This is a genomic window from Burkholderia anthina, assembly GCF_001547525.1.
Taxonomy (GTDB): domain Bacteria; phylum Pseudomonadota; class Gammaproteobacteria; order Burkholderiales; family Burkholderiaceae; genus Burkholderia; species Burkholderia semiarida.
Map to the genome: position 1 here is coordinate 2275403 of NZ_CM003768.1, position 25030 is coordinate 2300432.

Here is a 25030-nt window from a genome sequence, read left to right on the forward strand (position 1 = left end):
TGCGCGCGCGGCGCGCTTACCCGCCGAGTGTCTCGATCAGCGCCATTTCACGGCTCGACATCAGCTTCTCGATGTCCATCAGGATCAGCATCCGGCCGTCGACCGTGCCGAGGCCGGTCAGGTACTCGGTCGTCAGCGTCGCGCCGAATTCCGGCGCCGGCATGATCTGGTCGGTCTGCAGCGTCAGCACGTCCGACACGCCGTCGACCACCATCCCGACCACGCGGTTCGACACGTTCAGGATGATCACGACGGTCTGGTGGTCGTACTCGACGCGGCCGAGGTGGAACTTGATCCGCATGTCGACGATCGGCACGATGATCCCGCGCAGGTTGATCACGCCCTTGATGAACTCGGGCGCGTTCGCGATTCGCGTGACGCTGTCGTAGCCGCGGATTTCCTGCACTTTCAGGATGTCGATCCCGTACTCCTCGTCGCCGAGCGTGAAGACGAGGAATTCCTGGCCCGTCGCATCGCCGTGTTCGGCGTCGCGGCGGCTCGTGGCCGCGTTCGCCGCGGCCGGATTGATCATTTGAACTTCAGCGGACACGTTTGCCCCCAATCGGTTGATGGCGAGAGTCAGAAGACGGCGAGTTCGGCGCCCGCACGGGCGCCGTGCGTCGCACGGGTTTCGCGGTTCAGCGCCGCGACGTCGACGATCAGCGCGACGCTGCCGTCGCCCAGGATGGTCGCCGCCGAGATGCCGTGGACCTTGCGGTAATTGGTTTCGAGGTTCTTCACGACCACCTGCTGCTGGCCGACCAGCTCGTCGATCAGCATCGCGAAGCGGCGTCCCTCGGTTTCCATGATCGTGACGATCCCCTGGGTCGGGTCGGTGCGCGCGTCGTCGACCGAGAACACCTCGTGCAGCGCGACGAGCGGCAGGTATTCGCCGCGCACGCGCACCACGCGCTCGCCGTTGCCGACCGTATAGATGTCGTCGTTCGACGGCTGCAGCGACTCCATCACGAAGTTCAGCGGCAGGATGAAGATCTCGCTGCCCACCTTCACCGACATCCCGTCGAGGATCGCGAGCGTGAGCGGCAGCACGATCCGCGTGGTCGTGCCGCGGCCGGCCTGCGACGAGATTTCGACATGGCCGCCCATCGACTGGATGTTGCGCTTCACCACGTCCATCCCGACGCCGCGGCCCGACACGTCGGTCACCGTCTCGGCCGTCGAGAAGCCCGGCGCGAAGATCAGTTGCCAGACTTCGTCGTCGCTGATGTTCTCGGAGATCTGCATGCCCTGTTTCGCGGCCTTCGCGAGGATCCGCTCGCGGTTCAGGCCCGCGCCGTCGTCGCTCACCTCGATCACGATGTTGCCGCCGTGATGCGCGGCCGACAGCACGAGCTGGCCGACCGCATCCTTGCCGGCCGCGACGCGCTTGTCGACCGTTTCGATCCCGTGGTCGAGGCTGTTGCGCACGAGGTGCGTGAGCGGATCGATGATCCGTTCGATCAGGCTCTTGTCGAGCTCGGTCGCCTGGCCGAACGTGACCAGTTCGACCTGCTTGCCGAGCTTGCCGGCGAGATCGCGCACGAGGCGCGGGAAGCGGCTGAACACGTAGTCCATCGGCATCATGCGGATCGACATCACCGCTTCCTGCAGGTCGCGCGCATTGCGCTCGAGCTGCGCCATCCCGTTGAACAGGCGGTCGTGCAGCGCGGGATCGAACGCGCTGGCCGTCTCGGCCAGCATCGCCTGCGTGATCACCAGTTCGCCGACGAGGTTGATCAGCTGGTCGACCTTCTCGACGCCGACGCGGATCGAGCTGCCTTCGGCGCCGCCCGCGGCCGCGGCGGCCGGGCGGGCGCGCTTGTCGTCGTGATGCGCGGCGGCGGCCGGCGCCGCGTGTTCGGCCGGCTGCGGTTGCGCTCGAGCGTGTTGCTGCGGCGGCGTGGCGGCTGCCGCGGCTGGGGCGGCGGGCGGCTCGGCCGGCGTCGATGCCGGCGCAGCCGGTTGCGGCGCGGCGGCCTGCGGCGCGAACACCTCGACGCGTGCGGGCGGCGCGGCGGCGGCCGGTGCGGCGGCCACGGCGGCCGCGTCCTTCGCATCGCCGGCGGCGGCCGGCGCCGTGCCGCGTGCGACGCGAATCTGGCTTTCGTCGATCACGAAGCAGCACACGGCGACGATGTCGTCGGACGGCACCTCCGATTCGACCCACAGCGACAGGTCCGCGCCCGCTTCCTCGCGGCCGACGATCCGGCCGAGGTTGCCGAGTTCCTCGGTGAGCAGCGCCTGATCCTTCGCGTCGACGCCGACCAGCGTGATCTTCAGGTGCGGGCCGTCGGCGTCGGCGTCAGCCGCCGGATGCGCGGCCGCGACGGCCTGCTCGACCACATGGTCGGGCGCGCGATCGCCGCTTGCGACGGGCTCGGCGGCCGGCGCCACGGCGGCGGCGACCGGCATAGGCGCGGCCGGCGCCGGCTCGGCTGCCGCGGGCGCGCCCGAGCCGCTTTCGGCCTTCAGCCGCTCGAGCTTCGCGCAGATCGCCGCGGCGGCGGCCGCGTCCGGTTCGGCGCTCGCGCGGTAGTCGACGAGCTGGTCGGACAGCACGTCCTTCGTTTCGAGGAACGCGTCGACCATCTCCTTGGTCAGCGTCAGCTCATGGTTGCGCGCGCGGTCGAGCAGCGATTCGAGGATGTGCGTCGTATCGGTCAGCGCGGAAAAGCCGAACGTCGCCGCGCCGCCCTTGATCGAATGCGCGGCGCGGAAGATCGCCGCCAGATCCTCGGGATCGGGCGAATCGACGTCCAGGTTCAGCAGCAGCTGCTCCATCTGCGCGAGCAACTCGTCCGCTTCGTCGAAAAAGGTCTGGTAGAACTGAGTGATGTCGAGAGTCATGCCCGGTCACCGGTTGAATTCGTCGCGTTCATGTCAGGAGGCAGCCGGCTCGGACAGCGTGGCGACCAGGTCGACCAGCACGCCCGGGTCGATCGGCTTTTCGATCCAGCCGGTCGCGCCCGCGTCGCGTGCCGCGTCCTTGAACGCGTCGCTGCCCTCGGTCGTCAGGATGAGGATCGGCGTGTCCGCGTACGCGCTCAGCTTGCGCAGCGCGGCGATCACCTCGAGCCCGCTCTTGCGCGGCATGTTCTGGTCGGTCAGGACCAGGTCGTACGGCGCCGTCGCCGCCATGTCGAAGCCGGCTTCGCCGTCCGGCGCCACCGTCACGTCGTAGCCGGCCTGCGCAAGCGTCGCCTGCAGCAGCGCACGCATGGTCGCGGAGTCGTCGATGGCGAGAATGGTTCGGATCATGTCTGTCTCGGAAACGTCAGGGTTTCGGCGCCACGGCCACGGCGCTCGCCACGACCGGACGCGCCGCCGGCGTCGGGCCGCCGAGCTGCTGCGCGAGCAGCTTCGAACCGGCCGCGTCGGCGGACAGCGTCGTCGTCGTCGCGTCGTCGCGCATCAGCGCTTCTTCGGATTTGCGATTCAGCACGATCACGCTGATCCGGCGGTTTTCCGGATCGAGCGGATCGGCCTTGTTCAGGTTCTGCGTCGACGCGAGGCCGAGCACGCGCAGCACTTTCGCCTCGTCCATGCCGCCGGAGATCAGCTCGCGGCGCGATGCGTTCGCGCGATCGGCCGACAGCTCCCAGTTGCTGTAGCCGCCCTCGCCGCCCGCGTACGGCACGGCGTCGGTGTGGCCCTGGACGATGATCCGGTTCGGCACGTCGTTCAGCGTCTTGCCGATCTCGCGCAGGATGTCGCGCATGTACGGCTCGACGTGGTCGCTCGACATCGCGAACATCGGCCGCTTCTGCGAATCGACGATCTCGATGCGCAGCCCCATCAGCGTCGAATCGATGCGGATCTGCTGCTTGAACTGGCGCAGCGTCGGATTGGCCTCGATCGCGGCCATCAGCTTGATCTGCAGGTCGTGCAGGCGCGTCTGCTCGAGCCGGTCCTGCGCGCCCTGCGCCTGCGACCGCGAATGCTCGTCGCCCGCCTTCGCGAGGCGCTCGGCAAGCGGCGTCGTGCCGTCGGTGCGGCGCAGCGTGCCGGCGTCCGCGCTCGACAGGTCGCGGCCGCCGCCGTTGATGATGCTGGAATCCTGCGAGCTGCGGTCGCCGCTGCCGAGGATCGCGGCCTTCAGCGGCATGTTGAAGTATTCGGCGATCCCTTTCAGCTGCACCGGCGTGACCGAGCTCAGCAGCCACATCAGCAGGAAGAACGCCATCATCGCGGTCATGAAGTCCGCGTACGCGAGCTTCCATGCGCCGCCGTGATGGCCCTTCTTCGCCGGGGCCACCCGCTTGACGACGATCGCGCGATCCTTGCTCTTGCTCATCGGTCGCTCCGCCTCACTTCGCCTTTACGCGTCGCACGTGCTCTTCGAGCTCCGAGAACGACGGGCGCTCGGTCGAGAACAGCACCTTGCGGCCGAACTCGACCGCGATCGCGGGCGCATAGCCGTTCAGCGTCGCGAGGATCGTCACCTTGATGCACTGGAACATCTTGGTCGACTCGGCCACGCGCTGCTCCGCGAGGCTCGCGAGCGGCCCGATCAGCCCGTACGACAGCAGGATCCCGAGGAACGTGCCGACCAGCGCCTGCGCGATCATCGCGCCGAGCACCGCGGGCGGCTTGTCGGCCGAGGCCATCGTGTGGACGACGCCCATCACGGCCGCGACGATCCCGAACGCCGGCATCGCGTCGCCGACGCGCATCAGCGCATGCGCCGGGCCTTCGCCTTCCGTGTGGTGCGTCTCGATCTCCTCGTCCATCAGGCTCTCGATCTCGAACGCGTTCATGTTGCCGCCCACCATCAGGCGCAGGTAGTCGGTCAGGAATTCGACGATGTGGTGATCGGCGAGGATCTTCGGGTATTGCGTGAAGATCGGGCTCTTTTCCGGATCGTCGATGTCGGCCTCGAGCGTCAGCGTGCCTTCCTTGCGTGCCTTCGCGAGCAGCACGTAAAGAAGCGCCATCAGCTCCATATAGACGTCCTTCGTGTATTTCGAGCCCTTGAAGAGCGTCGGCAGCACGCGCAGCGTGGCCTTGATGGTCTTGCCGCCGTTGCCGAGGATGAACGCGCCGACGCCGGCGCCCACGATCATCAGGACCTCGATGGGCTGGATCAAGGCGCCCAGATGCCCGCCCGCCAGCGCATAACCGCCGAAGACCGACAACAGCGTCACGAGTGTTCCCACGATAATCAGCACTGCCTGTCCCTCACGAAAGACCGGCGGGAAGACCGCCGTTAAACAGGTTTACGGCAGTCGGCAGGAAAACTTTCGCGGCCGCCCGGCAGCGGCCCGACGGTGTTTACCAGCAGTGCGCGGACGATTCGCGCGGCCCGCGGGCGCCGCCCCTGCGACGCTCGCGCCCCGCCCGGCCTTGCCCGGCCCGGCGCTCAGGCCAGGGCGGCGGCCAGTTCGGCGCGCGCGGCGGCGGCCTTGCGCGTCTTGCCGGCGCGCGACGGCGGCTGGCACAGGCCGCACACGAAACCTTGATGCGGATCATGCGCATGCGCGACGAAATGGCCGCCGCAGCGCGTGCACGGCGTCATCTGCAGCATCCCCGAATCGAAGAAGCGCACCAGCGTCCATGCCCGCGTGAGGCTCAGCGCGGCCTCGTCGCCGGACAGGTTCACGTGCTCCAGATAGAGCCGGTACGCCTTCACGATCGACTGGATCGGCTCGCAGCGGCCGTGGTCCTGCATGAACCGGTAGATGTTGTAGAACAGCGACGAGTGGATGTTCGGCTGCCACGTCATGAACCAGTCGGTCGAGAACGGCAGCATCCCCTTCGGCGGCGACACGCCCTTCAGTTCCTTGTACAGCTTGATCAGACGGTCCCGCGACAGGCTCGTCTCCGCCTCCAGCAGCTGCAGCCGGGCGCCCAGTTCGATCAGTTCGATGGCGAGGGTGATTTCCTTCACCTCGATCACGACGCTTTTGCTTGCCATGGTGATAACCGTCCGCTTGACGTTGTTCGAATGAATGGCCAATACGCCGCCGGCCGGCGCGGCGCGCCGGGACGAACGCAAGGCGGAATGGATCAGCGGACGCCTTCGACCTGCTGCCCGGCCATCAGGATGGCCGAGTGGGCGTGCGCGACGACATCGCTGCGGCCCTTGTCGGCGAGCGACGACAGCAGCGCGTGATCATCGAAGCGGAAGCGGCACAGCATCTGGTTGGACGCGGCCAGCTTCACGGTCTGCGCGAGCGTGAGGTTGGCGAGCACGTCGGCGAGTTCCTGAGAAATGCCCATGCGGAACATACCCATCGCCTTGTCTTCCCGCAGCAGTCGTTGCGCGAGGAGGAGGTACGACAGGTTGACCTCTTTGATCTCACTGAGCATTTCGCTGGTGGTGCCCATGATTCCCCCGTTAAAGAGCGTTGCTTTGGCCATTCATGTTATGAAAACGTTTGCTCGATCAGTGCGCACCGGGCGCTCAGTCGGCTCGTTTATAGTCTTACAGGGCGAATTTTGGCCAAACGGGATTTATGTCGGTATCAGCGAAGTGGCGTATGCCATGCAGGATTTGTCTGTAAACCGTGTAGGAATTTTTCTGACAAGGCCGATTGAAAGGCGCCATTGGAAAAACGGGTTGCAACGCGGATTCGGTTGCGAGGAGGCCGATGCCCGCCGCGCCGGTGGCGGAAGGCTCGCCGGCAGGGCCGGCGGCAATCGGATCGGTAAAAATTATAGTGGTTTTTCACGATAGCGCAACAATAGTTGAAGCTATCTCGGTTCACGATTCCGTGCCCTTTTTCTCGGGGTTTTCGCGTATTTCATCGTGTAACAAGCCTTAAGTGTTTGAAAAAACACTCGAACCCCTCAGGGCGATATCGATAATGGACTCCAATGGGCGGCGGCGCGAGCCGTGCCGGCCCGCCCCGCAGCTTGCCGTCCGGCGCCCCGCGCACCCGCCCAGGGCCCGGCCACGTACCGCGAAGCGCGTGCGTCGGCGAGTTCCGCCACCTTGTACGGGATCCCCACCGGCGCCAGCGCGCCCCCGGATCGACACTGGAGAACATCCATGCGAATTGCCCAGATCGCGCCGCTCTACGAAGCCGTCCCGCCGAAACTCTACGGCGGCACCGAGCGGGTCGTGTCCTATCTCACCGAGGCGCTCGTCGAACTCGGCCATGACGTGACGCTGTTCGCCAGCGGCGACTCCGTCACGTCGGCCCGTCTCGAGGCGGCGTGGCCGCGCGCACTGCGGCTCGACCCGTCGGTCCGCGACTCGATGGCGCCCCATATGCGGCTCCTCGAGCAGGTCGCCCGGGTCGCGCACGAATTCGACGTGCTGCACTTCCACCTCGACTACCTGCCGTTCCCGCTGATGTCGCGCCTCGACACGCCGTACGTGACGACGCTGCACGGCCGCCTCGACCTGCCGGAACTGCAGCCGGTGTTCGACGCGTTCCCCGATTCGCCGGTCGTGTCGATCTCGAACAACCAGCGCAAGCCGCTGCCGCAGGCCGCGTGGGCCGGCACCGTGTACCACGGGCTGCCCGACACGCTGCTCACGCCGCAGCCGGACGTGAAGCCCGAATACCTCGCGTTCCTCGGCCGGATCTGTCCCGAAAAGCGTGTCGACACCGCGATCCGCATCGCCGCGCAAAGCGGGCTGCCGCTGAAGATCGCCGCGAAGGTCGACAAGGCCGACGCCGACTATTTCAAGGAAGTGATCGAGCCGCTGCTCGACCAGGCGCACGTCGAATTCATCGGCGAGATCAACGAAGCGCAAAAGCCCGCGTTCCTGTCCGGTGCGAAGGCGCTGCTGTTCCCGATCGACTGGCCGGAGCCGTTCGGCCTGGTGATGATCGAGGCGATGGCCTGCGGCACGCCGGTCGTCGCGTTCAACCGCGGCTCGGTGCCGGAAGTGATCGAGGACGGCGTGACCGGCTTCATCGTCGAGGATGTGCAGGGCGCGGTCGGCGCGCTGCACCGGATCGACAGCCTGTCGCGCACCGCGATCCGCGAACGGTTCGACACGCGCTTCAGCGCGAAGGCGATGGCGCGGCGTTACGTCGAAACCTACGAATCGCTTTGCGCGGCCGCCAAGCAGCCGGCATTGCGCCGGGTTGCGGGCGCCTGACACGGAAATCCGCCACGAAATGCGCGGTAAAAACCGCGCCGAAATCGGCGCGTAAAACGAAAGAGCCGCATCGTCGATGCGGCTCTTTCTATTTGGCTTGCGGTCATTCGATCAGGAAACGATCGCGGTTTTTCCCGACGATCCAATTCGGCGGCTTGCCGCGCCCGCTCCAGGTTGCACCCGACTTCGGATCGCGGTATTTCGGCGGCAGCGGCGCCTTCTTCGGCGGGCGCCCGCGCTTCGCCCGCTCCGCGAAGCCCAGATCCTGGGCGGTCAGCCCATATTCCGCAATCTTCTGCTGGACTTCGGCAATCACCGCCGCCACTTCCTGGCGGCGCACGTCGTCCGCCTGAGCCTGCAGATCGGCGATCTGCGCCTTGAGTTTCGCGTATTGAGACATTTTTCGACTCCCCTTTTCGATGATGCGGCCCCGGCGAATCCGGCCGGGACACCAACATCCGTTACGTCATCCGCACTGCCGCCCTGCCCTTCGAAATTAATGCTGCCATCTTTAACCGAATCGCCTATATCGAGAATGCGGACTTATTCTAATAAAAGGCATTCGTCAGCCATTCAAATTTAACAATCGTTTACCCTCCCGGGCCCGATTCATTTCCTATAATCCAGACCAATTCCGGACGACCGAATAAATCCGTTGCGTCGCCCCGGGTCTTCAACCCACTCGAACGAGGTCCCTACATGAATCTTTCTCAGCGTCTCGCTGCAGAGGTATTCGGCACGTTCTGGCTGGTGCTCGGCGGGTGCGGAAGCGCCGTGCTGGCCGCCGCCTTTCCGGGCCTCGGCATCGGCTTTGCCGGCGTCGCACTCGCGTTCGGCCTGACCGTGCTGACGATGGCCTTCGCGATCGGCCACATCTCCGGTTGCCACCTGAACCCGGCGGTGAGCGTCGGCCTGACGGTCGCCGGCCGCTTTCCGGCACGCGATCTCGCGCCGTACATCGTCGCGCAAGTGGTGGGCGCCACGCTCGGCGCGTTCGTGCTGTACCTGATCGCAACCGGCAAGCCGGGTTTCGACGTGGTCGGCAGCGGCTTTGCGACGAACGGCTTCGGCGATCGCTCGCCCGGCCACTACTCGCTCGCCGCGTCGTTCATCTGCGAAGTCGTGATGACGGGCTTCTTCCTGTTCGTGATCCTCGGCGCGACCGACAAGCGCGGCGTGCCGGCCGGCTTCGCGCCGATCGCGATCGGGCTGTGCCTGACGCTGATTCACCTGATCTCGATTCCCGTCACCAACACGTCGGTGAACCCGGCGCGCTCGACCGGCCCGGCGCTGTTCGTGGGCGGCGACGCGATCGGCCAGCTCTGGCTGTTCTGGGTCGCGCCGCTGATCGGCGCGGTGCTCGCCGGAATCATCTATCCGCTGGTCGCCGGGCGTGACGACGCCGTCGACCTGCTGCCCGCATCAGCTCGCACAAGCGAATAAACACTACGGGGTCAAGCGAGCAGAGCAGCGAGCCTCACGCTGTCGAAGAACATCGAGGCAGGCAATTTCAACGGGCGCCCCTGGCGCCCGTTTTTCATTTCCACGCGGCAAACGCGCACGGGGCCGGCGCTCAGGACGCGACGACGTCGTCTTCGAGCGAGAACAGCGTGCGCAGGTGGCGGGCGACGCCCGCGTCGAAGTTGTTGCCGATCCGCGGAATGTGCGGCAGCCGCGCGATCAGGTCGGGATTCGCGTTGTTCATCATGAACGCATGACCGGCGGTTTCGAGCAGGTCGATGTCGTTCATGTTGTCGCCGAACGCGATGCAGTGGCCGGTATCGACGCCGAGCCGCGCGAGCACCGTGCGCAGCGCGCGCCCCTTCGACACGTTCGCGGTCATCACCTCGAGGCAGTCGGGCAGCGAGTACGTGACGTACAGCGCATCGCCGAACTGCACGCGCATCTGCTCGGCGACGACCGCCAGATCGGCCGGTTCGCCGATATACAGCACCTTCGCGATAGCCGCGCCGTCATGCGCGGCCATGTCGATCACCTCGTACCGGAAGCCCGAATCCTGATGGAATTCGAGCAGGTGCGGCGCTTCGCGGTCGATCAGCCAGCCGTCGTTGGTAAACAGGTTGACGATCACGCGGCCGTGCGCGCCGGCGACTTCCGGCTGCACGAGGCGGCGAACGATCGCCGCGTCGACGTCCTGCGCGTGGATCGTCGTGTCGTCCGGCGCATGCACTCGCGCGCCGTTCGACGTGATCAGGTACGGCCGGATGCCGAGCACGTCGCGAATGCCGGCGACGTCCGCATAGTGGCGCCCCGTGGCGATCACGAATTGCACGCCGTCGCGGTCGAGCCGGCGAACGGTGTCGATCGTGTACGGGTCGAGCTGGTGGTCGCTGTTCAGCAGCGTGCCGTCGAGATCGGTGGCGATGACTTTGTACATGGGGCGGGAGAGTGGCGCGCGCGGCACGGAGGAAGCGCCATTTTAACGTCGTACCCGGCAGCGCGCCGGGTCGTTGCCGGGCACGGCCTGGGGGCTGCTGCGGGCTGCTGCGGGCTGGTGCGGGCTGGTGCGGGCTGGTGCGGGCTGGTGCGGGCTGCGGCGGCGCGGCGTCCGCCGCGCGCCCCGTTCGCCTTAGCCGCTCGCCTTAGTCGCTCGCCTTAGCCGCTCACCTTAGCCGCTCACCTTAGCCGCTCACCTTAGTCGCTCACCTTAGTCGCTCACCTTAGTCGCTCACCTTAGTCGCTCACCTTAGTCGCTCACCTTAGCCGCTCACCTTAGCCGCTCACCTTAGTCGCTCACCTTAGGCGCTCGCCTTAGCCGCCCTCCGCCGCCCGCAACGCCTGGAGCGCGAGCCGCAGCGCGCCATGCGCCGAATCGTCGAGCGGCGCGCGCAGCCGCGCGGCGTGCCGCGCCGGCACCGCCGGCGCGAGCGCGTCAGCCAGCCCGCCGCACAATGCGACCGGCAGCGCCTGCTGCGGATCGAGCGCGTCGATCATCTTGCCGATCTCGTCGCCGGCCTGCGCGATCAGCGCGCGCGCGACCGGATGCGTGCGATGCGCGAACACGACGGGCGCGAGACGCGCGTAGATCGTCTGGTTCGCGTCGCACGACCACTGAACGAGCGCGTCGCGATCCTGCGCGCCCGTTTCCGCGAGGAGCGCCGCGGCGAACGCGTCGCGCGGCACGCGGCCGTCGAGCGCCTGTTGCGCGTAGGCGAGCGCACGCACGCCGAGCCACGCGCCGCTCGCCTCGTCGCCGGACGGAAAGCCAAACCCGCCCGCGATCCGGCACGCGCCGGCCGCATCGAGCGCCGCCGCGATGCTGCCGGTGCCGAGCGCGACGATGAGCCCGGGCGCGCCGCCATGCGCGCCGACGACGGTCGTGTACGCGTCGCTCTCGATCGCCAGTGCGCCAAGCGGCGCCTGCGCGCGGAACGCGGCGAGCCACGCCGCGTTGTTGACGCCGGCGAGCCCGCAGCCGAGCGCGCACTGCGACCAGTCGAACGCGAGACCGGCCTGCGTGAACGCGTCCGCGCAGGCCGCGTCGATCGACGCCCATGCCCGCTCGATGCCGAGCCCGAGCCCCGACGGGCCGCCGCGCCCCTGCGCGAGCTCGCGCCCCGCCCGGTCGGCCAGCACCGCGCGCGTGCCCGTGCCGCCGCCGTCGATGCCGATCGCAAAAAGTAATGCCGCCATGCCTTCATCCCGCTGATTCGAACAGGCGCCAAGCTTAACCGGATCGGCGCCGCGCGCCCATCTGCCGTTCGGCCGGCTATCCCGCCAAAAGGGCTTCCGCTATGCTGGCGCGATCGAATCGACACTGAAAACGAGGCAGACGATGTCGCAGCGGTGCAACTGGGTGAAGACGGAAGCGGACGCTCACTATCACGATACCGAGTGGGGCGTGCCGTCGCACGACGATCGCCACCTGTTCGAAATGCTGATCCTGGAAGGCGCGCAGGCCGGGCTGTCGTGGTCGACGATCCTGAACAAGCGCGCGGGCTATCGCGAGGCGTTCGCCGATTTCGACGTCGACGCCGTCGCGCGCTTCACGCCCCGGCACATCGAGAAATTGCTGGAAAACCCGGGCATCGTGCGCAACCGCGCGAAAGTCGAATCGGCGGTGACCAACGCGCGGGCGGTGCAGCGCATCCGCGAAGAGCACGGGTCGCTCGCCGCGTTCCTGTGGTCGTTCGTCGGCGGCACGCCGATCCAGAATGCGTGGCAGTCGTACCGCGACGCGCCCGCCTCGACCGAGCAGTCCGACGCGCTCAGCAAGGCGCTGAAGGCGTACGGCTGCAAGTTCGTCGGCTCGACGATCTGCTATGCGCTGATGCAGGCGACCGGCATGGTCAACGATCACGAAGCCGGCTGCCCGTGCCATGCGCAATGCGCGGCGCTCGGCGGCAAGCAGCCGGCACGCCGGCGCAAGGCGGGCTGACGGCGCAGGCACACGCTGGGTGCAGGCGCCGCGCCGCTGACCGGCGTCGGTTGCACCGTCCGCGTACTGCTTGACGCTTGGCCCTTGCCGCTCGGTCCTTGCCGCTCGGTCCTTGCCGCTCGGCCCTTACCGCTCGGTCCTTGCCGCTCGGTCCTTACCGCTCGGTCCTTACCGCTCGGTCCTTACCGCTCGGTCCTTACCGCTCGGCCATTACCGCTCGGCCCTTGCCGCTCGGTCCTTACCGCGCCGCCCGCGACGACGCCGGCACGACCGGCCGCGCACTCCGCGCACTCCGCGCAGCCCGCATGCGCGCGCTGCGCTTCTTCACCCAGATGCAGACGCCCGTCACGCTCAGCATCGCGATCACGATGCCGAGCACGCTCACGGCGACCCGTCCGGCGACACCGGCGATCCGCCCCGAGTGCAGCGGAAACTGCGCCTGCATGAACAGGTCGCCGGCTGAACCGCGGCCCGGCACCTGAGCCGCCACGGGCTTGCCGGTCACCGCATTCCAGTACAGCCACGCATTGCCGAGCCCGACGTCGCCATGGTCGTTGCCCGGCGTGAAGAAACCGACCGCATAGGCGTTCATCGCCGGCGCGAACAGCAGCGCGCCCGGCGGCGCGGCGAGGCCCGCGTCGCGTCCGGCCGAGCGCGCGATCTCGACGATCCGCTCGCGCGGCAGCACCTGGCTGCCCGGCGGGGCCGGCGGGAAATGCTCGGGATTCGTATACGGCGTTTCCGCGAGCGGCGAAACGAGCGAGACCAGCGGGCGCACGACCGGAACGGCAAGGTTCATCGAGATCGACGTGACCGCGACGACCAGCAGCAGCCCCCACACCCACACGCCCCCCGAGCGATGCAGGTCGAACACGAGCGGATAGCCGCCGCGCCGCAGGCGGAACGCGAACGACTTGCGCCAGCTTTTCGGGTTCGGAAATGCGAGCACCAGCGCGATCAGGCTGTCGATCGCCCACACGATGCCGACGACGCCCATCACCCAGAACCCGAAGTTGATCCCGCCGTACACGGGCAGGAACAGCGAGTAGTGCAGCCGGTAGATGAACGGCATCAGGTCGAGCCGCGCGAGCGACGGCGCGCCCCATTCGCGGCGACCCTGCACCGCACCGGTCGCGGGATCGACGGCGATCTGGCTGAAACCGAGTGCGTACGGCTGGCCGGTCGCCGGATCGGTACGCGGCGTCACGCCCGCCTGCAGCGTGTGTCCCGGTTCGACCGCGAGCGGCAGATAGGTCACCTGCACGCGCGGATCCGCCGCCTCGATGCGCGCCGCGAGTTCGAGCGGCGCAAGCGGCGCCGCGCCGCTGCGCGCGGTATAGAAATCCGGGTTCAGCGCCGCGTCGAGCTCGTGGTCCCACGCGATCAGCGCGCCGGTGAGCCCCGCGACGAACAGGAACAGCGCGATGGCGAGCCCGAACCAGCGGTGCAGGCGCACGAGCAACGGTCGCAGGAGCGCATTCATCGCGTGCGCAGCGAAAGGAAAGCGGGCCGGCACGAGCGGCGGCCCCGAGTCGACGGGATGCGGTTCATTTCAGGTCGGGCGCCGCGCAACGGCCATCCGGCCCAGCCGGACGAGGCCGGATGCCCTTGTGCGCGGCATGGAATTGTTGCGCGTTCGGCGGGTTTTGATACGATGCGCAACATTTTAACGCAATGCGAATGATTCTTACTCGCATTTTTACTCGCTCGCCATGACCGTCAGCCTTGCCCGCCCTCCCGTCCGTCCACGCCGCGTCGCCGCCGCCCTCGCCTGCCTTGCCGCCTCGCTCGCGCATGCGGACGATTCGCCGGGCGACGCCGCGCTGCTGCCTGCCCTCAACATCACGGCCGCACACGATTCGCCGCAACACTTGACCGACACGATCTCGACCGGTGCGCTCGGCACACGCCGGCAGCTCGACACGCCGTTCTCGACCACGATCGTCACGTCGGAAGAGCTCGAGGCGCGTCAGCCGTACAAGCTCGGCGACGTGTTCGCGAACGACGCGTCGGTGTCCGACAACAGCGGCGCGTACAGCGCGTGGGCCAGCTACCTGACCGTGCGCGGCATGCAGCTCGACTGGCAGAACGGCTACAAGATCGACGGGCTGCCGTTCGTCACGTACGGCATCACGATGCCGTACGAGCAGCTCGAGCGCGTCGAGCTGCTGAAGGGGCTCGGCGGCTTCCTGTACGGCTTCGTGACGCCGGGCGGCGTCGTCAACTACGTGACGAAACAGCCGGGCGCCGAACCGGTGCGCAGCGTCGACATCGGCTACCGCAGCACCAACGTGTGGACCGAACATGTCGATCTCGGCCAGCGCTTCGGGCCCGGCAACATGTTCGGCGCGCGGCTGAATGCGACGCACGAGGAAGGCAAGACGTACAACGACGGCAACATCCGCCGCGACAGCGTGTCGCTCGCGCTGCAGGCGAATCTGACGCGCGACCTCTCCGTGTCGTTCGGCGCGCTGTACCAGGACCGCCGCACGACCGGCCAGACGCCGTCGATCTTCACCGGCAGCTATCCGGGCGGCGCACTGCCCGCCACGATCAGCGGCGGGTCGACGAACCTGGGCGGCAAGGACCAGTACCTGAACACGAACCTGCAGCTCTACACGGCCGGGCTGCAATACCAGCTCGCGCCCGACTGGCAGCTCGACGTCGCGTACAGCTACAGCAAGGCGACGCGCCGGCGCAACGAAAGCACGCTGTACCTGCAGGACGCGGCCGGCAACTACACCGACAGCCGCTACGTCGGCATGGAGGATCACCGCTTCAGCCAGTGGCGCGCGATGGTCGAGGGCAAGGTGCGCACGGGCCCGTTCAGCCACCAGATCGTGCTCGGCGCGTCGTGGCAGAAGCAGGCGAACGACTATTCGGCGAACAGCGTGTTCGTGCCGCTCGGCGCCGGCAATCTCTACGCGCCGAACCCGTACCGCTACGAGAGCCCGCACGGCTTCGTCCAGTACCGCACGAGCGAGATCGTGCAGAAATCGCTGTTCGCGAGCGATACCGTGCAGCTGACCGAGCGCTGGTCGGTGCTCGCCGGCGTGCGTTACATGAACTACGAGCAGCGCTCGTTTCAGGCGAACGGCGCCGAGGATCCCGGCTATCGCCAGAACGGCGTGGTGACGCCGACCTTCGCGGTGATGTTCAAGCTCGCGCCGACCACCACCGCGTACGCGAGCTACGCCGAATCGCTCGAGCCCGGCAGCCGCGTCAACGACGTCTATGCGAACGCGGGCCAGGTGCTCAAGCCGCTGCGCAGCAAGCAGTACGAGCTCGGGATCAAGAGCGAGCACGCGCGCTGGAGCGCGACGGCCGCGCTGTTCCGGATTGAGCGCAGCGCCGAATACGCGAATGCCGCGAACGTCTACGTGCAGGATGGCGAATCGATCATTCAAGGGATCGAGGTCGGCGCGCGCGCGCGATTCGGCGCGCACTGGAATGCAGGCTTCGACGCGATGCTGCTCGACGCGTGGTACGCGAACGGGATCGGCAACAACGGCAACCGGGTTGCCGGCGCGCCGCGCTTCGTGCTCGCCGGTGAAGTCGGCTATGCGGTGCCTGGCGTGCCGGGGCTGACGCTCGGCGTCGACGCGAAATTCACCGGCGCGACGCCGCTGCGGGCGGCCGGCGGCCTCGACGCGCCGGGCTTTCTCGTCGTCAACGCGGGCGCGCGCTACCTGACGCGGATCGGCCGCCACGACGTGACGTTGCGCGCATCGATCGACAATGTGCTGAACCGTCGTTACTGGGAGTACCAGTACGCGGACTACGTGAAGCCGGGCGACCCGCGCACGGTCAGCCTGAGCGCGAAGATCGACTTCTGAACGCCGCGGCGGGCAGCCGCACGGCCCGCCCGCCGCCGCGCGTCGGCAGCGGCCGGGGCGGCCCCGCCGCCCCGGCCTCGGGATTTTCCCGACCGGCAAAAGCAAAACGGCGGAGCGGCCTCTTTCGAGGCACACTCCGCCGTTTCGCGGCGAACCGTCAGAAGCGCTTAGTGGAGCTTCTTCGGCAGCATCTGGCTGCGCAGGCGCTTGTGCAGACGCTTGACGGCTGCTGCCTTCTTGCGCTTGCGGACTGCGGTCGGCTTTTCGTAAGACTGGCGCTCACGCAGTTCAGCGATCAGGCCATTTTTTTCGATAGCGCGACGAAAGCGGCGAATCGCCACTTCGAACGGCTCGTTTTCTTTCAGAAGAATCGTCGTCATGTCGTTCCTAAATTGCTTAAACGGTCAAAAACGTAGCGGCCAAGCGCCACGCACCGGCCATCCGAGCGTTCCCACAACAGGCGAAACGAGCGGAAATACGGCCTCGGAGGCCGGAAAAGAGAGGCGGAAAGCACCGCGAGTACGCTTCACAACCGCGTGCAGCGCCGCGTTTGACTGCCAGCAGACATGCCGAAAACGGCAAAGGCGTGACAGAAATCTCAATTCAGCCCGCCATCATAGCAGGAAATCACAGACAAAACCATCCTTTTGTTGATCCCGGCTCGTCGCCCCGTGCGACGCGGCCGCGCACGCCGCCCCGCGAGGCCGGCGCACGGTCGGCCGGGAATCGCTGCGGGCCATGCCGGGCGAGGACGTCGCGGCGAACCGCCCCTTCGGTCCCGAATTTCCTTGCGCATCCCTCTAAAGTTTTCGCCGGGTGCCGCCGTCAACCAGGAAAGGCGGGCAGCGCCAGTCGCGATAAAGCGCAACGCCGAAATCAGAACCTGTCTGTATCCCAGGCATTTTCCAAAACGAGGAAGCAAATGCTGAACATCAACACCAACATCCTTTCGCTGACGACGCAGACGAATCTGTCGGGCTCGCAAAGCGCACTGTCGCAAGCAATCAACCGCCTGTCGTCGGGCAAGCGCATCAACACCGCTGCCGACGATGCAGCAGGCCTGGCGATCTCGACGTCGCAAACGGCGGCAATCAATGCGCTGACGCAAGGTGTTGCAAACGCGAACAACGGCATCTCGATGATCCAGACCGCCAACGGCGCGCTGCAATCGACGGTCGACAACCTGCAGCGTATCCGTACGCTGGCGCAACAAGCGGGCGACGGCTCGCTGGATTCGGGCGCTCGCGCGAACCTGCAAGCTGAAGTGTCGACGCGTCTCAGCGAAATCGACCGTGTCGCATCGCAAACGACGTTCAACAGCCAGACCATCCTGGGCGGCGCCGGCAGCGTCACGTTCCAGATCGGCGCAGCAGCGAACCAGGTCGTGACCGTCGACTTCGGCACGGCGAACTGGAACAGCACGGGCATGAGCGTGAACACCCTGAGCGTCGCCACCCAGTCGGGCGCGCAATCGGCGATCACGGCGATCGACGCGGCACTGAAGCAAGTCAACACGTTCCAGGCAACGCTCGGCGCAGCACAGAACACGTTCCAGGCTGCGATCTCGACGACGCAAACCCAGGCAACCAACATGACCGCGGCTCGCTCGCAGATCACCGACGCGGACTTCGCGACGGAAACGGCGAACCTGAGCAAGGCGCAAGTGCTGCAACAAGCCGGTATCTCGGTTCTGGCGCAAGCGAACTCGCTGCCGCAGCAAGTCCTGAAGCTCCTCGGCTAATCGAGCAGCACCCGCGGCGGGCCACGGGCCCGTCCGCCTCCGGGCACGGCGGCGTCGCCATCGGCACTCGATGCGACACCGCCGCAACCGCCCTGATCAGAATTCTCCAGGGAGGCGCGCCTCCCTCTTTGCATTGAACCGCGGCGCCCCGCCGCATCGCGCACGTCGACTGCGCGGACGACCGGAGCAACGGCATGGCCACCACGACCCCCGTCAGCAGCACGGACATCAGCACCATCCTGGCGAATGCAGGTCAATCGATCATCAGCGGCGCGACCAATTCGTCGCTCGACGTCAACACGCTCGTCACGACACTGGTGAACGCGAAGACGGCCGGGCAATTGCAGACCCTGCAGACCCGGCAGACGAACGACAATACGCAGCTGTCCGCCATCGGCCAACTGAAGGGTGCGCTGTCCGCGCTGCAGACCGCGCTCACCGGCCTCTCGAACGGCACCACGCTCAGCAGCCTGGCCGCGACGGCGAGCGGCACGGGCATCACGACGTCGATCAAGAGCGGCAGCGGCGCGGTGGCCGGTTCGTATTCGGTGAATGTCACGCAGCTCGCGACCGCCAACAAGCTGTCGTCGGCCGGCGTGACGGCGGCGGACACGATCTCGGCCGGCTCGCTGAGCATCACGTTCGGCAGCAACCCCGCGTTCAACGTCAACGTGGCGGCCGGCGCGTCGCTGTCCGACATCGCGTCGTCGATCAACTCGGCGTCCGGCAATGCCGGCGTCACCGCATCGGTCATCACCGGTTCGGACGGCCAGCATCTCGTGATGCAGTCGAACCTCACCGGTGCAGCCAACACGATCTCGATCACGGGCACGGGCGTCAACTCGAAACTGACGTCGGGGTACACGACGGTCACGCCGGCCGCCGACGCGCAGCTGACGATCGACGGCACGCCGGTGTCGAGCGCGTCGAACAACGTGTCGGGCGCGCTGACGGGCGTCACGCTGGCGCTGTCGCAGGCCGCTGTCGGCACGACGCAAACCATCACGCTGTCGCAGGACACGGCCGCGGCGACGACCGCGATCAACAATTTCGCGACCGCGTATACCAACTTCGTGACTACCGCGAAATCGCTGTCGAGCTACGACCCGACGGCGAAGACCGCCGGCCCGCTGCTCGGCGACGCGATGTTGAACACGATCAGGAGCACGCTCGCGACGACGCTCAGCAGCGGCGTCACGACGGGCGGCACGACCTATGCGCTCGGCAGCATCGGCATCAACGTGGACTCGACCGGCGCGATGTCGGTCGACACCGCCGCGCTGACCACCGCGCTCAAGTCGAACGGCTCCGCGGTGGCGGCGATCTTCAACCAGACGAATGGCATCGCCCAGGCGCTCAATGCGAACATCAACTCGTACACGCAGACGTCCGGCCTGATCGACCAGCGCACCAACGCGATCAACGCCGACCTGAAGAGCGTGCAGGCCCAGGCGACGCAGCTGCAGAGCTACTCGGACCAGTTGACCAAGCAATACAATGCGCAGTTCACCGCGCTGAACACGCTGATGGCGACGATGGCGAACAACACCCGTTACCTGACCCAGCTGTTCGGCGGCCAGAACAGCGCCGGCGCGCTGGCCAACAACAAGTAAGCCTTGGCCGCACCGCCCCTTCGGAGCCGAACCATGACGAACGACACCCTGTCCCGCGCCTTCGACCTGACCCGTGCCATGCAGTCGGCGGCCAACGCACGCGACTGGGTGCGCGTCGCGGCCCTCGCCGACGAACGCTCGCCGCTGCTGATGAACCTGTCCGGCGAGCAGACGCCAGACGCGCTGGACCGCGTGCGGCAGATCATGGCCATCGACGCGTCGATCACGGAGCATGCGCAGACCGACCGTGACCGCCTGGCCGCGGAATTTGCGCAGTCCCAGGAGCGGATCAAGGCCGCGAGCCAGTACCAGAAAGCCGGCATGCTGTGACCGGCCGGGCGTCTCGCCCGCCGCGCATTTCGAATTAAAAGACGCCGCCAGTCGAGCGGTCCGTCGTCGCCGTACCGTCGAGCCGCTTCAATGCGGCTTTTTTTTCGCCTGCCGGCGGGCGCGCGAGCCGGATCGCGCCGGCCACGCCCGCGTCGCCCGCCCGACGGCCGCCTCGATCATCCCGGTCGGCCGGCCCGACGATGCGCGCGCGGCTTCCCGCCGCGGCGCGATCCCGCTCGTCACGCGTCCCGGGGCGCCGTGTCGCCGCCCGCGTAACTGGCCCACATGCCGTGCAGCGCGTCCTCGAGGTTGCGTGCGAAGCGCGACGCATCGCACAGCGGCGACGCCAGCGCGCGCTCGCGCAGCGTTGCACGCAGCGTCGCCAGCCCGTCGCGGTCGCGCGCGAACGCGACGGCCTTCGCGAGGTACGCCGCCTCGTCTTCCGCGATCCATTCGCCCATGCCCGCCGCGTGCAGCAGGCTCTCGCAAATGTGCGTGACGAACCGGCTGCCCTTCATCCCGAGCACCGGCACGCCCATCCACAGCGCTTCGGCGGTGGTCGTGCCGCCCGGATACGGAAACGGGCTCAGCGCGATGTCGATGCGGTTGTATGCGGCGAAGTATTCCGCACGCGGCGAGCCGCCTTCGAGGATCAGCCGGTCCGCGCCGATGCCGTGCCGCGCGAAGCGGTCGAGCGTCGCCTGGTTCACGTCGCCGGCGCCGAGCTCATGCGCCTTCAGCAGCAGGCGCGCGTCCGGCAGCGCGTGCAGGATGCGCGACCACAGCGCGACGACCTCGTCGCTGATCTTGATCAGCTTGCCGAAGCAGCCGAACGTGACGCCGCCATGAGCCGCCATCGGCAGCGGGCCGACCGCGACATCGTACGGCGGCGGCGTGAAGCACAGGTAGCTGTCCGGCAGTCGCCACGGCTGTTCGGTGAAGTGATGCGCCTCGTCGGCCGGCAGCGTATACGCATCGCCGATGAAATAGTCGATCGCGCGGCACCCGGTCGTCGCGAAGAAACCGAGCCAGCTCGCCTGCACCGGCGCGGGCTTGTGCCCGAAGATCGGCAGGCCGCTCCAGTTGGTATGGCCCGCCATGTCGATCAGGATGTCGATGCCGTCGTCGCGAATCAGTTGCGCGGCCTCCTCGCGGCCCAGACTGACCACCTTCTTCCAGCTCGCGAAGTTCGGCCTGAGCCGCGCGGTCACATCGTCCTCGCCGACGAACGTCACATAGGCATGCGGCTCGATGCGCGACCGGTCGATCCGCGCGAGCACGCTTTCAAGGAAGATGCCGACCGGGTGCTGCCGCAGGTCGCCCGACACGAAGCCGACGCGCAGCGGTCGCCCCTGCGCCTGCGCGACGCGCTGTGCGCGGTCGTGCTCGAACGGACGCGCGTCGCGCTCGAGATGCTCGCCGTAGCGGCGCGCTTCGGCGACCCACTCCTGCGGCTCGAACGCGGGCGAACTCGACATGTTGAACAGCATCCGCGAGTACGCGCGATGCAGGTCGTGCCGGATCGCCGAGCGGAACGCATCCAGCGCGCCGGCGAGATCCCCTTTCGCCCACAGGATGTCGCCGAGCGTCATCTGCACCTTCAGCGGATCGATGCCGAGCTTCCGCGCGATCTCGGTATGCTTCATCGCCTCGTCGAGCTTCTCGAGCCGAAACAGCGCGGCGGCGAGGTTGTGATGTGCGTCGGCATCGTCCGGGTTCAGGTCGATCGCATGCCGGTGGCTCAACTCCGCGGCGGCCAGCAAGTTGAGGTTGTGATACGCGAAGCCAAGGAAGTTGTATGCGTCGGCCAGTTCGGGATCAAGCTCGATCGCGTGCCGGCACACCTGCACCGCCTGCCCGTATTCGCCCTGCTGGTTGCGCAAATCGCCGAGCCATGCCCATGCCCGTGCATGCGCGGGGTCGATCGCGACCGCCTGCTCGAGCAGTTCGAGCGCCTTGTCGAAATCGCCGATGCGCTGCAGCAGCCTTGCCAGTACGCAGTGCGCGTCCGCGTCGCCCGGATCGAGTCCCTCGCGCGCATGGTCGACCGCCCCCCGCAGATCGCCTGCCGCGCGCAGCGTCGCGCTCAACCCCTGGTGCGCGACGCGCAAGCCCGGTTGCAGCGCGATGGCGCGACGATAGGCATCCGCGGCCTCGTCGAATTTCTCCTGCGCATGCAGCGCGTTGCCGAGATTGCAGTACGCCTCCGCGTATTGCGGCTGGTGCGCGACCGCCTTGGCGTAGCTCGCCGCCGCCGCCTCGTGCTCGCCCAGATCCTGCAGCGCGTTGCCGAGGTTGTTGTACGCCTGCGCGTAACCGGGGCGCAGCTCGATCGCGCGCGCGCAGCTCTGCATCGCGGCCGTCGGTTCGCGCGCGTCGCGCAACGCGTTGCCGAGGTTGTTGTGCGCTTCCGGATAGTCCGGCCGCAGCGCCACCGCGCGCCGATAGTGCGCGATGGCGTCGTCGAGCCGCCCGCTTTCGCGCAGCATGTTGCCCAGATTGTTGAAGTACGACGCGTCCGGCCGCTCGACGAGCGATTGCTCCATCAGCGCGAGCCCCGCGTCGTACTGCTTCAGCTGGCACGCCAGCAGCCCGAGGAAATGCAGCGCGTCCGGCTGGCCCGGCCGCGCGGTCAGGATCGCGTCGTACAGCGTCTTCGCTTCCGCGAGACGCCCCGCCTGATGATGCGCCAGCGCGGACTGCAGCGTGTCGTGGATATCGTTCATGCTTCCTGCTCCGAGTTCGTATAGCGTTGCCACATGGCGACGAATGCCGCTTCGAGATGCGCGGCGAACCGGCGCGCGTCGCACAACGGCGATGCGAGCAACTGCGCGCGCAGCCCGGCGCGCAGCGCCGCGAGCTGCTCGCGATCGCGCATCGCCGCGATCGCCTTCGCGACATAGGCGTCCTCGCCGTCGGCGACCCATTCGCCCATGCCCGCCGCGTGCAGCACGCTTTCGCAAATGTGCGTGACGAACCGGCTGCCCTTCATCCCGAGCACCGGCACGCCCATCCACAGCGCTTCGGCCGTGGTCGTGCCGCCCGGGTACGGGAACGGGCTCAGCGCGACGTCGATGCGGTTGTATGCGCCGAAGTATTCCGCGCGCGGCGAACCGCCCTCGAGGATCAGCCGGTCCGCGTCGACGCCATGCCGCGCGAAGCGCGCGACGGTCGCATCGCGCACGCCGTCGCGGCCGAGCTCGTGCGCCTTGAGCAGCAGCCGCGCGTCCGGCAGCGTGTGCAGGATGCGCGACCACGCGCGCACGACGTCGTCGCCGATCTTCACGAGCTGGCCGAAGCAGCCGAACGTCGGATGGCCGCTCGCCGCCATCGGCAGCGGGCCGACCTCGACGTCGCAGGCCGGCGGCGTGAAGCACAGGAAGCTGTCCGGCAGCCGCCACGGCTTCTCGACGAAGTGATGCGCTTCGGCATCCGGCAGCGTGTAGCGGTCGCCGATGAAGTAGTCGATCGCGTCGCAGCCGGTCGACGCGAAAAAGCCGAGCCAGCTCGCCTGCACCGGCGCGGGTTTCCAGCCGAACACGGGAAGCCCGCTCGACTGCGTATGGCCCGCGAGGTCGACGAGGACGTCGATTTCGTCGTCGTGAATCATCCGCGCGGCCGCCTCCGGACTCAGCGCGGCGATCGAGCGCCAGCCGTTCGCGTGCGGCTTCAGTTTCGCGGTGATCGCGTCCTCGTCGTCCGTGGTCACGTACACGCGCAGGTCGATGCGCGTGCGCTCGAGGTGCGCAAGCACGCTTTCCAGGAAAATGCCGACCGGGTGCAGGCGCAGGTCGCCGGACACGAAGCCGACGCGCAGCGGCCGCCCTTGCGCGCGCGCGGCCCGCTCGCGCGGATCGTGCGCATGGCGCGTCGAACGCGCGGCCAGGTGCCGACCGTAGCGCCGCGCGTCGGCCAGATAGTCGGCGGGGTTCACGCAAGCGGACGCCGCCGCGCTGAACAGCAGCCGGTTCAGCACGGTCGCCGCGACGTCGTCGGCGTCGTCGCGCACCAGCGCAAGCGCATCGCGATACGCGTGGACCGCGGCATCGACGTTGCCCTGCGCGCGCAGGATGTCGCCGAGATTGACGTGCATCAACACGGCCGGCGGGCCGACCTGCAACGCCTGCCGGCAATACACGAGCGCCTCGTCGAGCCGCTGCAGCTTCAGCAGCACGACGGACAGGTTGTGGCACGCGCCGGCGTCCGCCGGATTCAGCGCGACCGCCGCGCGATGGCACGCTTGCGCGTCGTCGAGCCGGTTCAGTCCGTGGTACGCGTTGCCCGCGTGGTTGTGTGCGTCGCCGAGATTCGGCGCGAGCCGGATCGCGTCCAGCGCATGCGCGAGCGCCTCCTCGCAGCGCAATTGCTTGTGACGCACGGCGCTCAGGTTCGCATGGGCCATCGCCATCGACGCGTCCAGCTCGATCGCGCGGCCGTATTGCGTGGCGGCGCCGTCGAGGTCGCCCAGATCCTGCAGCGCGTTGCCGAGGTTGTTGTACGCCTGCGCGTAGCCGGGGCGCAACTCGATCGCGCGCGCGCAGCTTTCCATCGCGGCCGTCGGTTCGCGTGCGTCGCGCAACGCGTTGCCGAGGTTGTTGTGCGCTTCCGGATAGTCCGGCCGCAGCGCCACCGCGCGCCGATAGTGCGCGATGGCGTCGTCGAGCCGCCCGCTTTCGCGCAGCATGTTGCCCAGATTGTTGAAGTACGACGCGTCCGGCCGCTCGACGAGCGATTGCTCCATCAGCGCGAGCCCCGCGTCGTACTGCTTCAACTGGCACGCCAGCAGCCCGAGGAAATGCAGCGCGTCCGGCTGGCCCGGCTGTGCGGTGAGAATCGCGTCGTACAGCGTCTTCGCTTCCGCGAGACGCCCCGCCTGATGATGCGTGAGCGCCGCCTGCAATGCCTGTCCTGTTCCGTCCATCTCGTCTGCTCTGCTCAATAGGGATGCGGTTCGCGTCCGAAGTCGATCAGCCTGCCGCCGTGCCCGATCGTCACGGCCGGCGCCGCCATCCCGTCGCGTGCCATCCCGACGACGGGGTCGCGCACGCGCCGCCG

22 protein-coding genes are annotated in these 25030 nt (G+C 67.7%); 8 read left to right on the forward strand and 14 right to left on the reverse strand.

The genetic code is table 11. The annotated features are described in order from the left end of the window. Window positions 1-16: 16 nt before the first annotated feature. From cheW to flhD, 7 genes are all read right to left on the reverse strand, one after another. A complete protein-coding gene (gene cheW, locus WS64_RS10450; protein ID WP_059578098.1) occupies window positions 17-532 on the reverse strand; it encodes a chemotaxis protein CheW in 516 nt (171 codons plus the stop codon). Between the two features lie 47 nt (window positions 533-579). Continuing rightward, entirely contained in the window at window positions 580-2847 is a 2268-nt protein-coding gene (gene cheA, locus WS64_RS10455) for a chemotaxis protein CheA (protein WP_060966406.1), read from the reverse strand. 33 nt (window positions 2848-2880) lie between these two features. Next, on the reverse strand, window positions 2881-3258 hold the full coding sequence (locus WS64_RS10460) for a response regulator (RefSeq protein WP_059578092.1): 378 nt from the start codon (window positions 3256-3258) through the stop codon (window positions 2881-2883). A gap of 16 nt (window positions 3259-3274) precedes the next feature. Then, window positions 3275-4294: a flagellar motor protein MotB gene (motB, locus tag WS64_RS10465; RefSeq protein WP_059638390.1), complete on the reverse strand. Its 1020-nt coding sequence runs from the start codon at window positions 4292-4294 to the stop codon at window positions 3275-3277. 13 nt (window positions 4295-4307) lie between these two features. Beyond that, window positions 4308-5168: a flagellar motor stator protein MotA gene (gene motA, locus WS64_RS10470; protein ID WP_059578087.1), complete on the reverse strand. Its 861-nt coding sequence runs from the start codon at window positions 5166-5168 to the stop codon at window positions 4308-4310. Window positions 5169-5359: 191 nt separating this feature from the next. Further along, window positions 5360-5914 (reverse strand): flagellar transcriptional regulator FlhC, encoded by a 555-nt coding sequence (gene flhC, locus WS64_RS10475; protein WP_059578085.1) that lies wholly within the window; start codon window positions 5912-5914, stop codon window positions 5360-5362. 92 nt (window positions 5915-6006) lie between these two features. Further along, entirely contained in the window at window positions 6007-6327 is a 321-nt protein-coding gene (flhD, locus tag WS64_RS10480) for a flagellar transcriptional regulator FlhD (RefSeq protein ID WP_059578082.1), read from the reverse strand. Between flhD and WS64_RS34875 the strand changes: the two genes are divergently transcribed. Further along, window positions 6326-6676 (forward strand): hypothetical protein, encoded by a 351-nt coding sequence (locus tag WS64_RS34875; protein WP_167351601.1) that lies wholly within the window; start codon window positions 6326-6328, stop codon window positions 6674-6676. The genes flhD and WS64_RS34875 overlap by 2 nt on opposite strands. A 315-nt stretch (window positions 6677-6991) precedes the next feature. Further along, window positions 6992-8056, forward strand: a complete 1065-nt coding sequence (locus WS64_RS10485; protein WP_059578080.1) for a glycosyltransferase family 4 protein — start codon at window positions 6992-6994, stop codon at window positions 8054-8056. 103 nt (window positions 8057-8159) lie between these two features. On the opposite strand, the gene WS64_RS10490 is transcribed toward WS64_RS10485, so the two are convergent. Beyond that, entirely contained in the window at window positions 8160-8456 is a 297-nt protein-coding gene (locus WS64_RS10490) for an H-NS histone family protein (RefSeq protein WP_021162849.1), read from the reverse strand. Between the two features lie 299 nt (window positions 8457-8755). On the opposite strand from WS64_RS10490, the gene aqpZ reads away from it, so the two are divergent. Beyond that, the gene (aqpZ, locus tag WS64_RS10495; protein WP_006489324.1) at window positions 8756-9499 is read left to right on the forward strand and encodes an aquaporin Z; all 744 of its coding nucleotides are present in this window, start codon (window positions 8756-8758) and stop codon (window positions 9497-9499) included. 130 nt (window positions 9500-9629) lie between these two features. Here aqpZ and WS64_RS10500 read toward each other — a convergent pair whose 3' ends face one another. Beyond that, window positions 9630-10454: a Cof-type HAD-IIB family hydrolase gene (locus WS64_RS10500; protein WP_059638396.1), complete on the reverse strand. Its 825-nt coding sequence runs from the start codon at window positions 10452-10454 to the stop codon at window positions 9630-9632. Between the two features lie 374 nt (window positions 10455-10828). Continuing rightward, window positions 10829-11710 carry a glucosamine kinase nucleotide-binding domain-containing protein gene (locus tag WS64_RS10505; RefSeq protein WP_060966407.1) on the reverse strand — a complete coding sequence of 294 codons (882 nt, stop codon included), beginning with the start codon at window positions 11708-11710 and terminating at the stop codon, window positions 10829-10831. Window positions 11711-11852: 142 nt separating this feature from the next. Here WS64_RS10505 and WS64_RS10510 point away from each other — a divergent pair, with 142 nt between their 5' ends. Beyond that, on the forward strand, window positions 11853-12455 hold the full coding sequence (locus tag WS64_RS10510; protein ID WP_059580665.1) for a DNA-3-methyladenine glycosylase I: 603 nt from the start codon (window positions 11853-11855) through the stop codon (window positions 12453-12455). A 238-nt stretch (window positions 12456-12693) separates the two neighbouring features. Here the strand turns inward: WS64_RS10510 and WS64_RS10515 are convergent, their stop codons facing one another. Further along, window positions 12694-13938 carry a PepSY-associated TM helix domain-containing protein gene (locus WS64_RS10515; RefSeq protein WP_060966408.1) on the reverse strand — a complete coding sequence of 415 codons (1245 nt, stop codon included), beginning with the start codon at window positions 13936-13938 and terminating at the stop codon, window positions 12694-12696. 229 nt (window positions 13939-14167) lie between these two features. On the opposite strand from WS64_RS10515, the gene WS64_RS10520 reads away from it, so the two are divergent. Next, complete coding sequence (locus WS64_RS10520; protein ID WP_060966409.1) at window positions 14168-16291, forward strand: TonB-dependent siderophore receptor; 2124 nt, start codon at window positions 14168-14170, stop codon at window positions 16289-16291. 167 nt (window positions 16292-16458) lie between these two features. On the opposite strand, the gene rpsU is transcribed toward WS64_RS10520, so the two are convergent. After that, window positions 16459-16671, reverse strand: coding sequence for a 30S ribosomal protein S21 (rpsU, locus tag WS64_RS10525; protein WP_006401410.1), 213 nt, complete (start codon window positions 16669-16671; stop codon window positions 16459-16461). A 542-nt stretch (window positions 16672-17213) separates the two neighbouring features. Between rpsU and WS64_RS10530 the strand changes: the two genes are divergently transcribed. The 3 genes from WS64_RS10530 to WS64_RS10540 all read left to right on the forward strand — a co-directional run bounded on the left by WS64_RS10530 (window position 17214) and on the right by WS64_RS10540 (window position 19975). Further along, on the forward strand, window positions 17214-18032 hold the full coding sequence (locus WS64_RS10530; RefSeq protein ID WP_059580654.1) for a flagellin domain-containing protein: 819 nt from the start codon (window positions 17214-17216) through the stop codon (window positions 18030-18032). A 194-nt stretch (window positions 18033-18226) separates the two neighbouring features. Beyond that, window positions 18227-19645: a flagellar filament capping protein FliD gene (fliD, locus tag WS64_RS10535; RefSeq protein ID WP_059638406.1), complete on the forward strand. Its 1419-nt coding sequence runs from the start codon at window positions 18227-18229 to the stop codon at window positions 19643-19645. Between the two features lie 33 nt (window positions 19646-19678). Next, window positions 19679-19975, forward strand: a complete 297-nt coding sequence (locus WS64_RS10540) for a flagellar protein FliT (RefSeq protein ID WP_060966410.1) — start codon at window positions 19679-19681, stop codon at window positions 19973-19975. A gap of 239 nt (window positions 19976-20214) precedes the next feature. Here the strand turns inward: WS64_RS10540 and WS64_RS10545 are convergent, their stop codons facing one another. Next, window positions 20215-22701 carry a tetratricopeptide repeat protein gene (locus tag WS64_RS10545; protein ID WP_060966411.1) on the reverse strand — a complete coding sequence of 829 codons (2487 nt, stop codon included), beginning with the start codon at window positions 22699-22701 and terminating at the stop codon, window positions 20215-20217. Next, a complete protein-coding gene (locus WS64_RS10550) occupies window positions 22698-24896 on the reverse strand; it encodes a tetratricopeptide repeat protein (RefSeq protein ID WP_060966412.1) in 2199 nt (732 codons plus the stop codon). Before WS64_RS10550 ends, WS64_RS10545 begins: the two co-directional genes overlap by 4 nt. Window positions 24897-25030: the final 134 nt, after the last annotated feature.

Excerpts from the sequence above, each read along its gene's own strand:
- cheW (WP_059578098.1), bottom strand. The coding sequence starts at position 532 with ATGATCAATCCGGCCGCGGCGAACGCGGCCACGAGCCGCCGCGACGCC.
- cheA (WP_060966406.1), bottom strand. The coding sequence starts at position 2,847 with ATGACTCTCGACATCACTCAGTTCTACCAGACCTTTTTCGACGAAGCG.
- WS64_RS10460 (WP_059578092.1), bottom strand. The coding sequence starts at position 3,258 with ATGATCCGAACCATTCTCGCCATCGACGACTCCGCGACCATGCGTGCG.
- motB (WP_059638390.1), bottom strand. The coding sequence starts at position 4,294 with ATGAGCAAGAGCAAGGATCGCGCGATCGTCGTCAAGCGGGTGGCCCCG.
- flhC (WP_059578085.1), bottom strand. The coding sequence starts at position 5,914 with ATGGCAAGCAAAAGCGTCGTGATCGAGGTGAAGGAAATCACCCTCGCC.
- WS64_RS34875 (WP_167351601.1), top strand. The coding sequence starts at position 6,326 with ATGATTCCCCCGTTAAAGAGCGTTGCTTTGGCCATTCATGTTATGAAA.
- flhD (WP_059578082.1), bottom strand. The coding sequence starts at position 6,327 with ATGGGCACCACCAGCGAAATGCTCAGTGAGATCAAAGAGGTCAACCTG.
- WS64_RS10485 (WP_059578080.1), top strand. The coding sequence starts at position 6,992 with ATGCGAATTGCCCAGATCGCGCCGCTCTACGAAGCCGTCCCGCCGAAA.
- WS64_RS10490 (WP_021162849.1), bottom strand. The coding sequence starts at position 8,456 with ATGTCTCAATACGCGAAACTCAAGGCGCAGATCGCCGATCTGCAGGCT.
- aqpZ (WP_006489324.1), top strand. The coding sequence starts at position 8,756 with ATGAATCTTTCTCAGCGTCTCGCTGCAGAGGTATTCGGCACGTTCTGG.
- WS64_RS10500 (WP_059638396.1), bottom strand. The coding sequence starts at position 10,454 with ATGTACAAAGTCATCGCCACCGATCTCGACGGCACGCTGCTGAACAGC.
- WS64_RS10505 (WP_060966407.1), bottom strand. The coding sequence starts at position 11,710 with ATGGCGGCATTACTTTTTGCGATCGGCATCGACGGCGGCGGCACGGGC.
- WS64_RS10510 (WP_059580665.1), top strand. The coding sequence starts at position 11,853 with ATGTCGCAGCGGTGCAACTGGGTGAAGACGGAAGCGGACGCTCACTAT.
- WS64_RS10515 (WP_060966408.1), bottom strand. The coding sequence starts at position 13,938 with ATGAATGCGCTCCTGCGACCGTTGCTCGTGCGCCTGCACCGCTGGTTC.
- WS64_RS10520 (WP_060966409.1), top strand. The coding sequence starts at position 14,168 with ATGACCGTCAGCCTTGCCCGCCCTCCCGTCCGTCCACGCCGCGTCGCC.
- rpsU (WP_006401410.1), bottom strand. The coding sequence starts at position 16,671 with ATGACGACGATTCTTCTGAAAGAAAACGAGCCGTTCGAAGTGGCGATT.
- WS64_RS10530 (WP_059580654.1), top strand. The coding sequence starts at position 17,214 with ATGCTGAACATCAACACCAACATCCTTTCGCTGACGACGCAGACGAAT.
- fliD (WP_059638406.1), top strand. The coding sequence starts at position 18,227 with ATGGCCACCACGACCCCCGTCAGCAGCACGGACATCAGCACCATCCTG.
- WS64_RS10540 (WP_060966410.1), top strand. The coding sequence starts at position 19,679 with ATGACGAACGACACCCTGTCCCGCGCCTTCGACCTGACCCGTGCCATG.
- WS64_RS10545 (WP_060966411.1), bottom strand. The coding sequence starts at position 22,701 with ATGAACGATATCCACGACACGCTGCAGTCCGCGCTGGCGCATCATCAG.
- WS64_RS10550 (WP_060966412.1), bottom strand. The coding sequence starts at position 24,896 with ATGGACGGAACAGGACAGGCATTGCAGGCGGCGCTCACGCATCATCAG.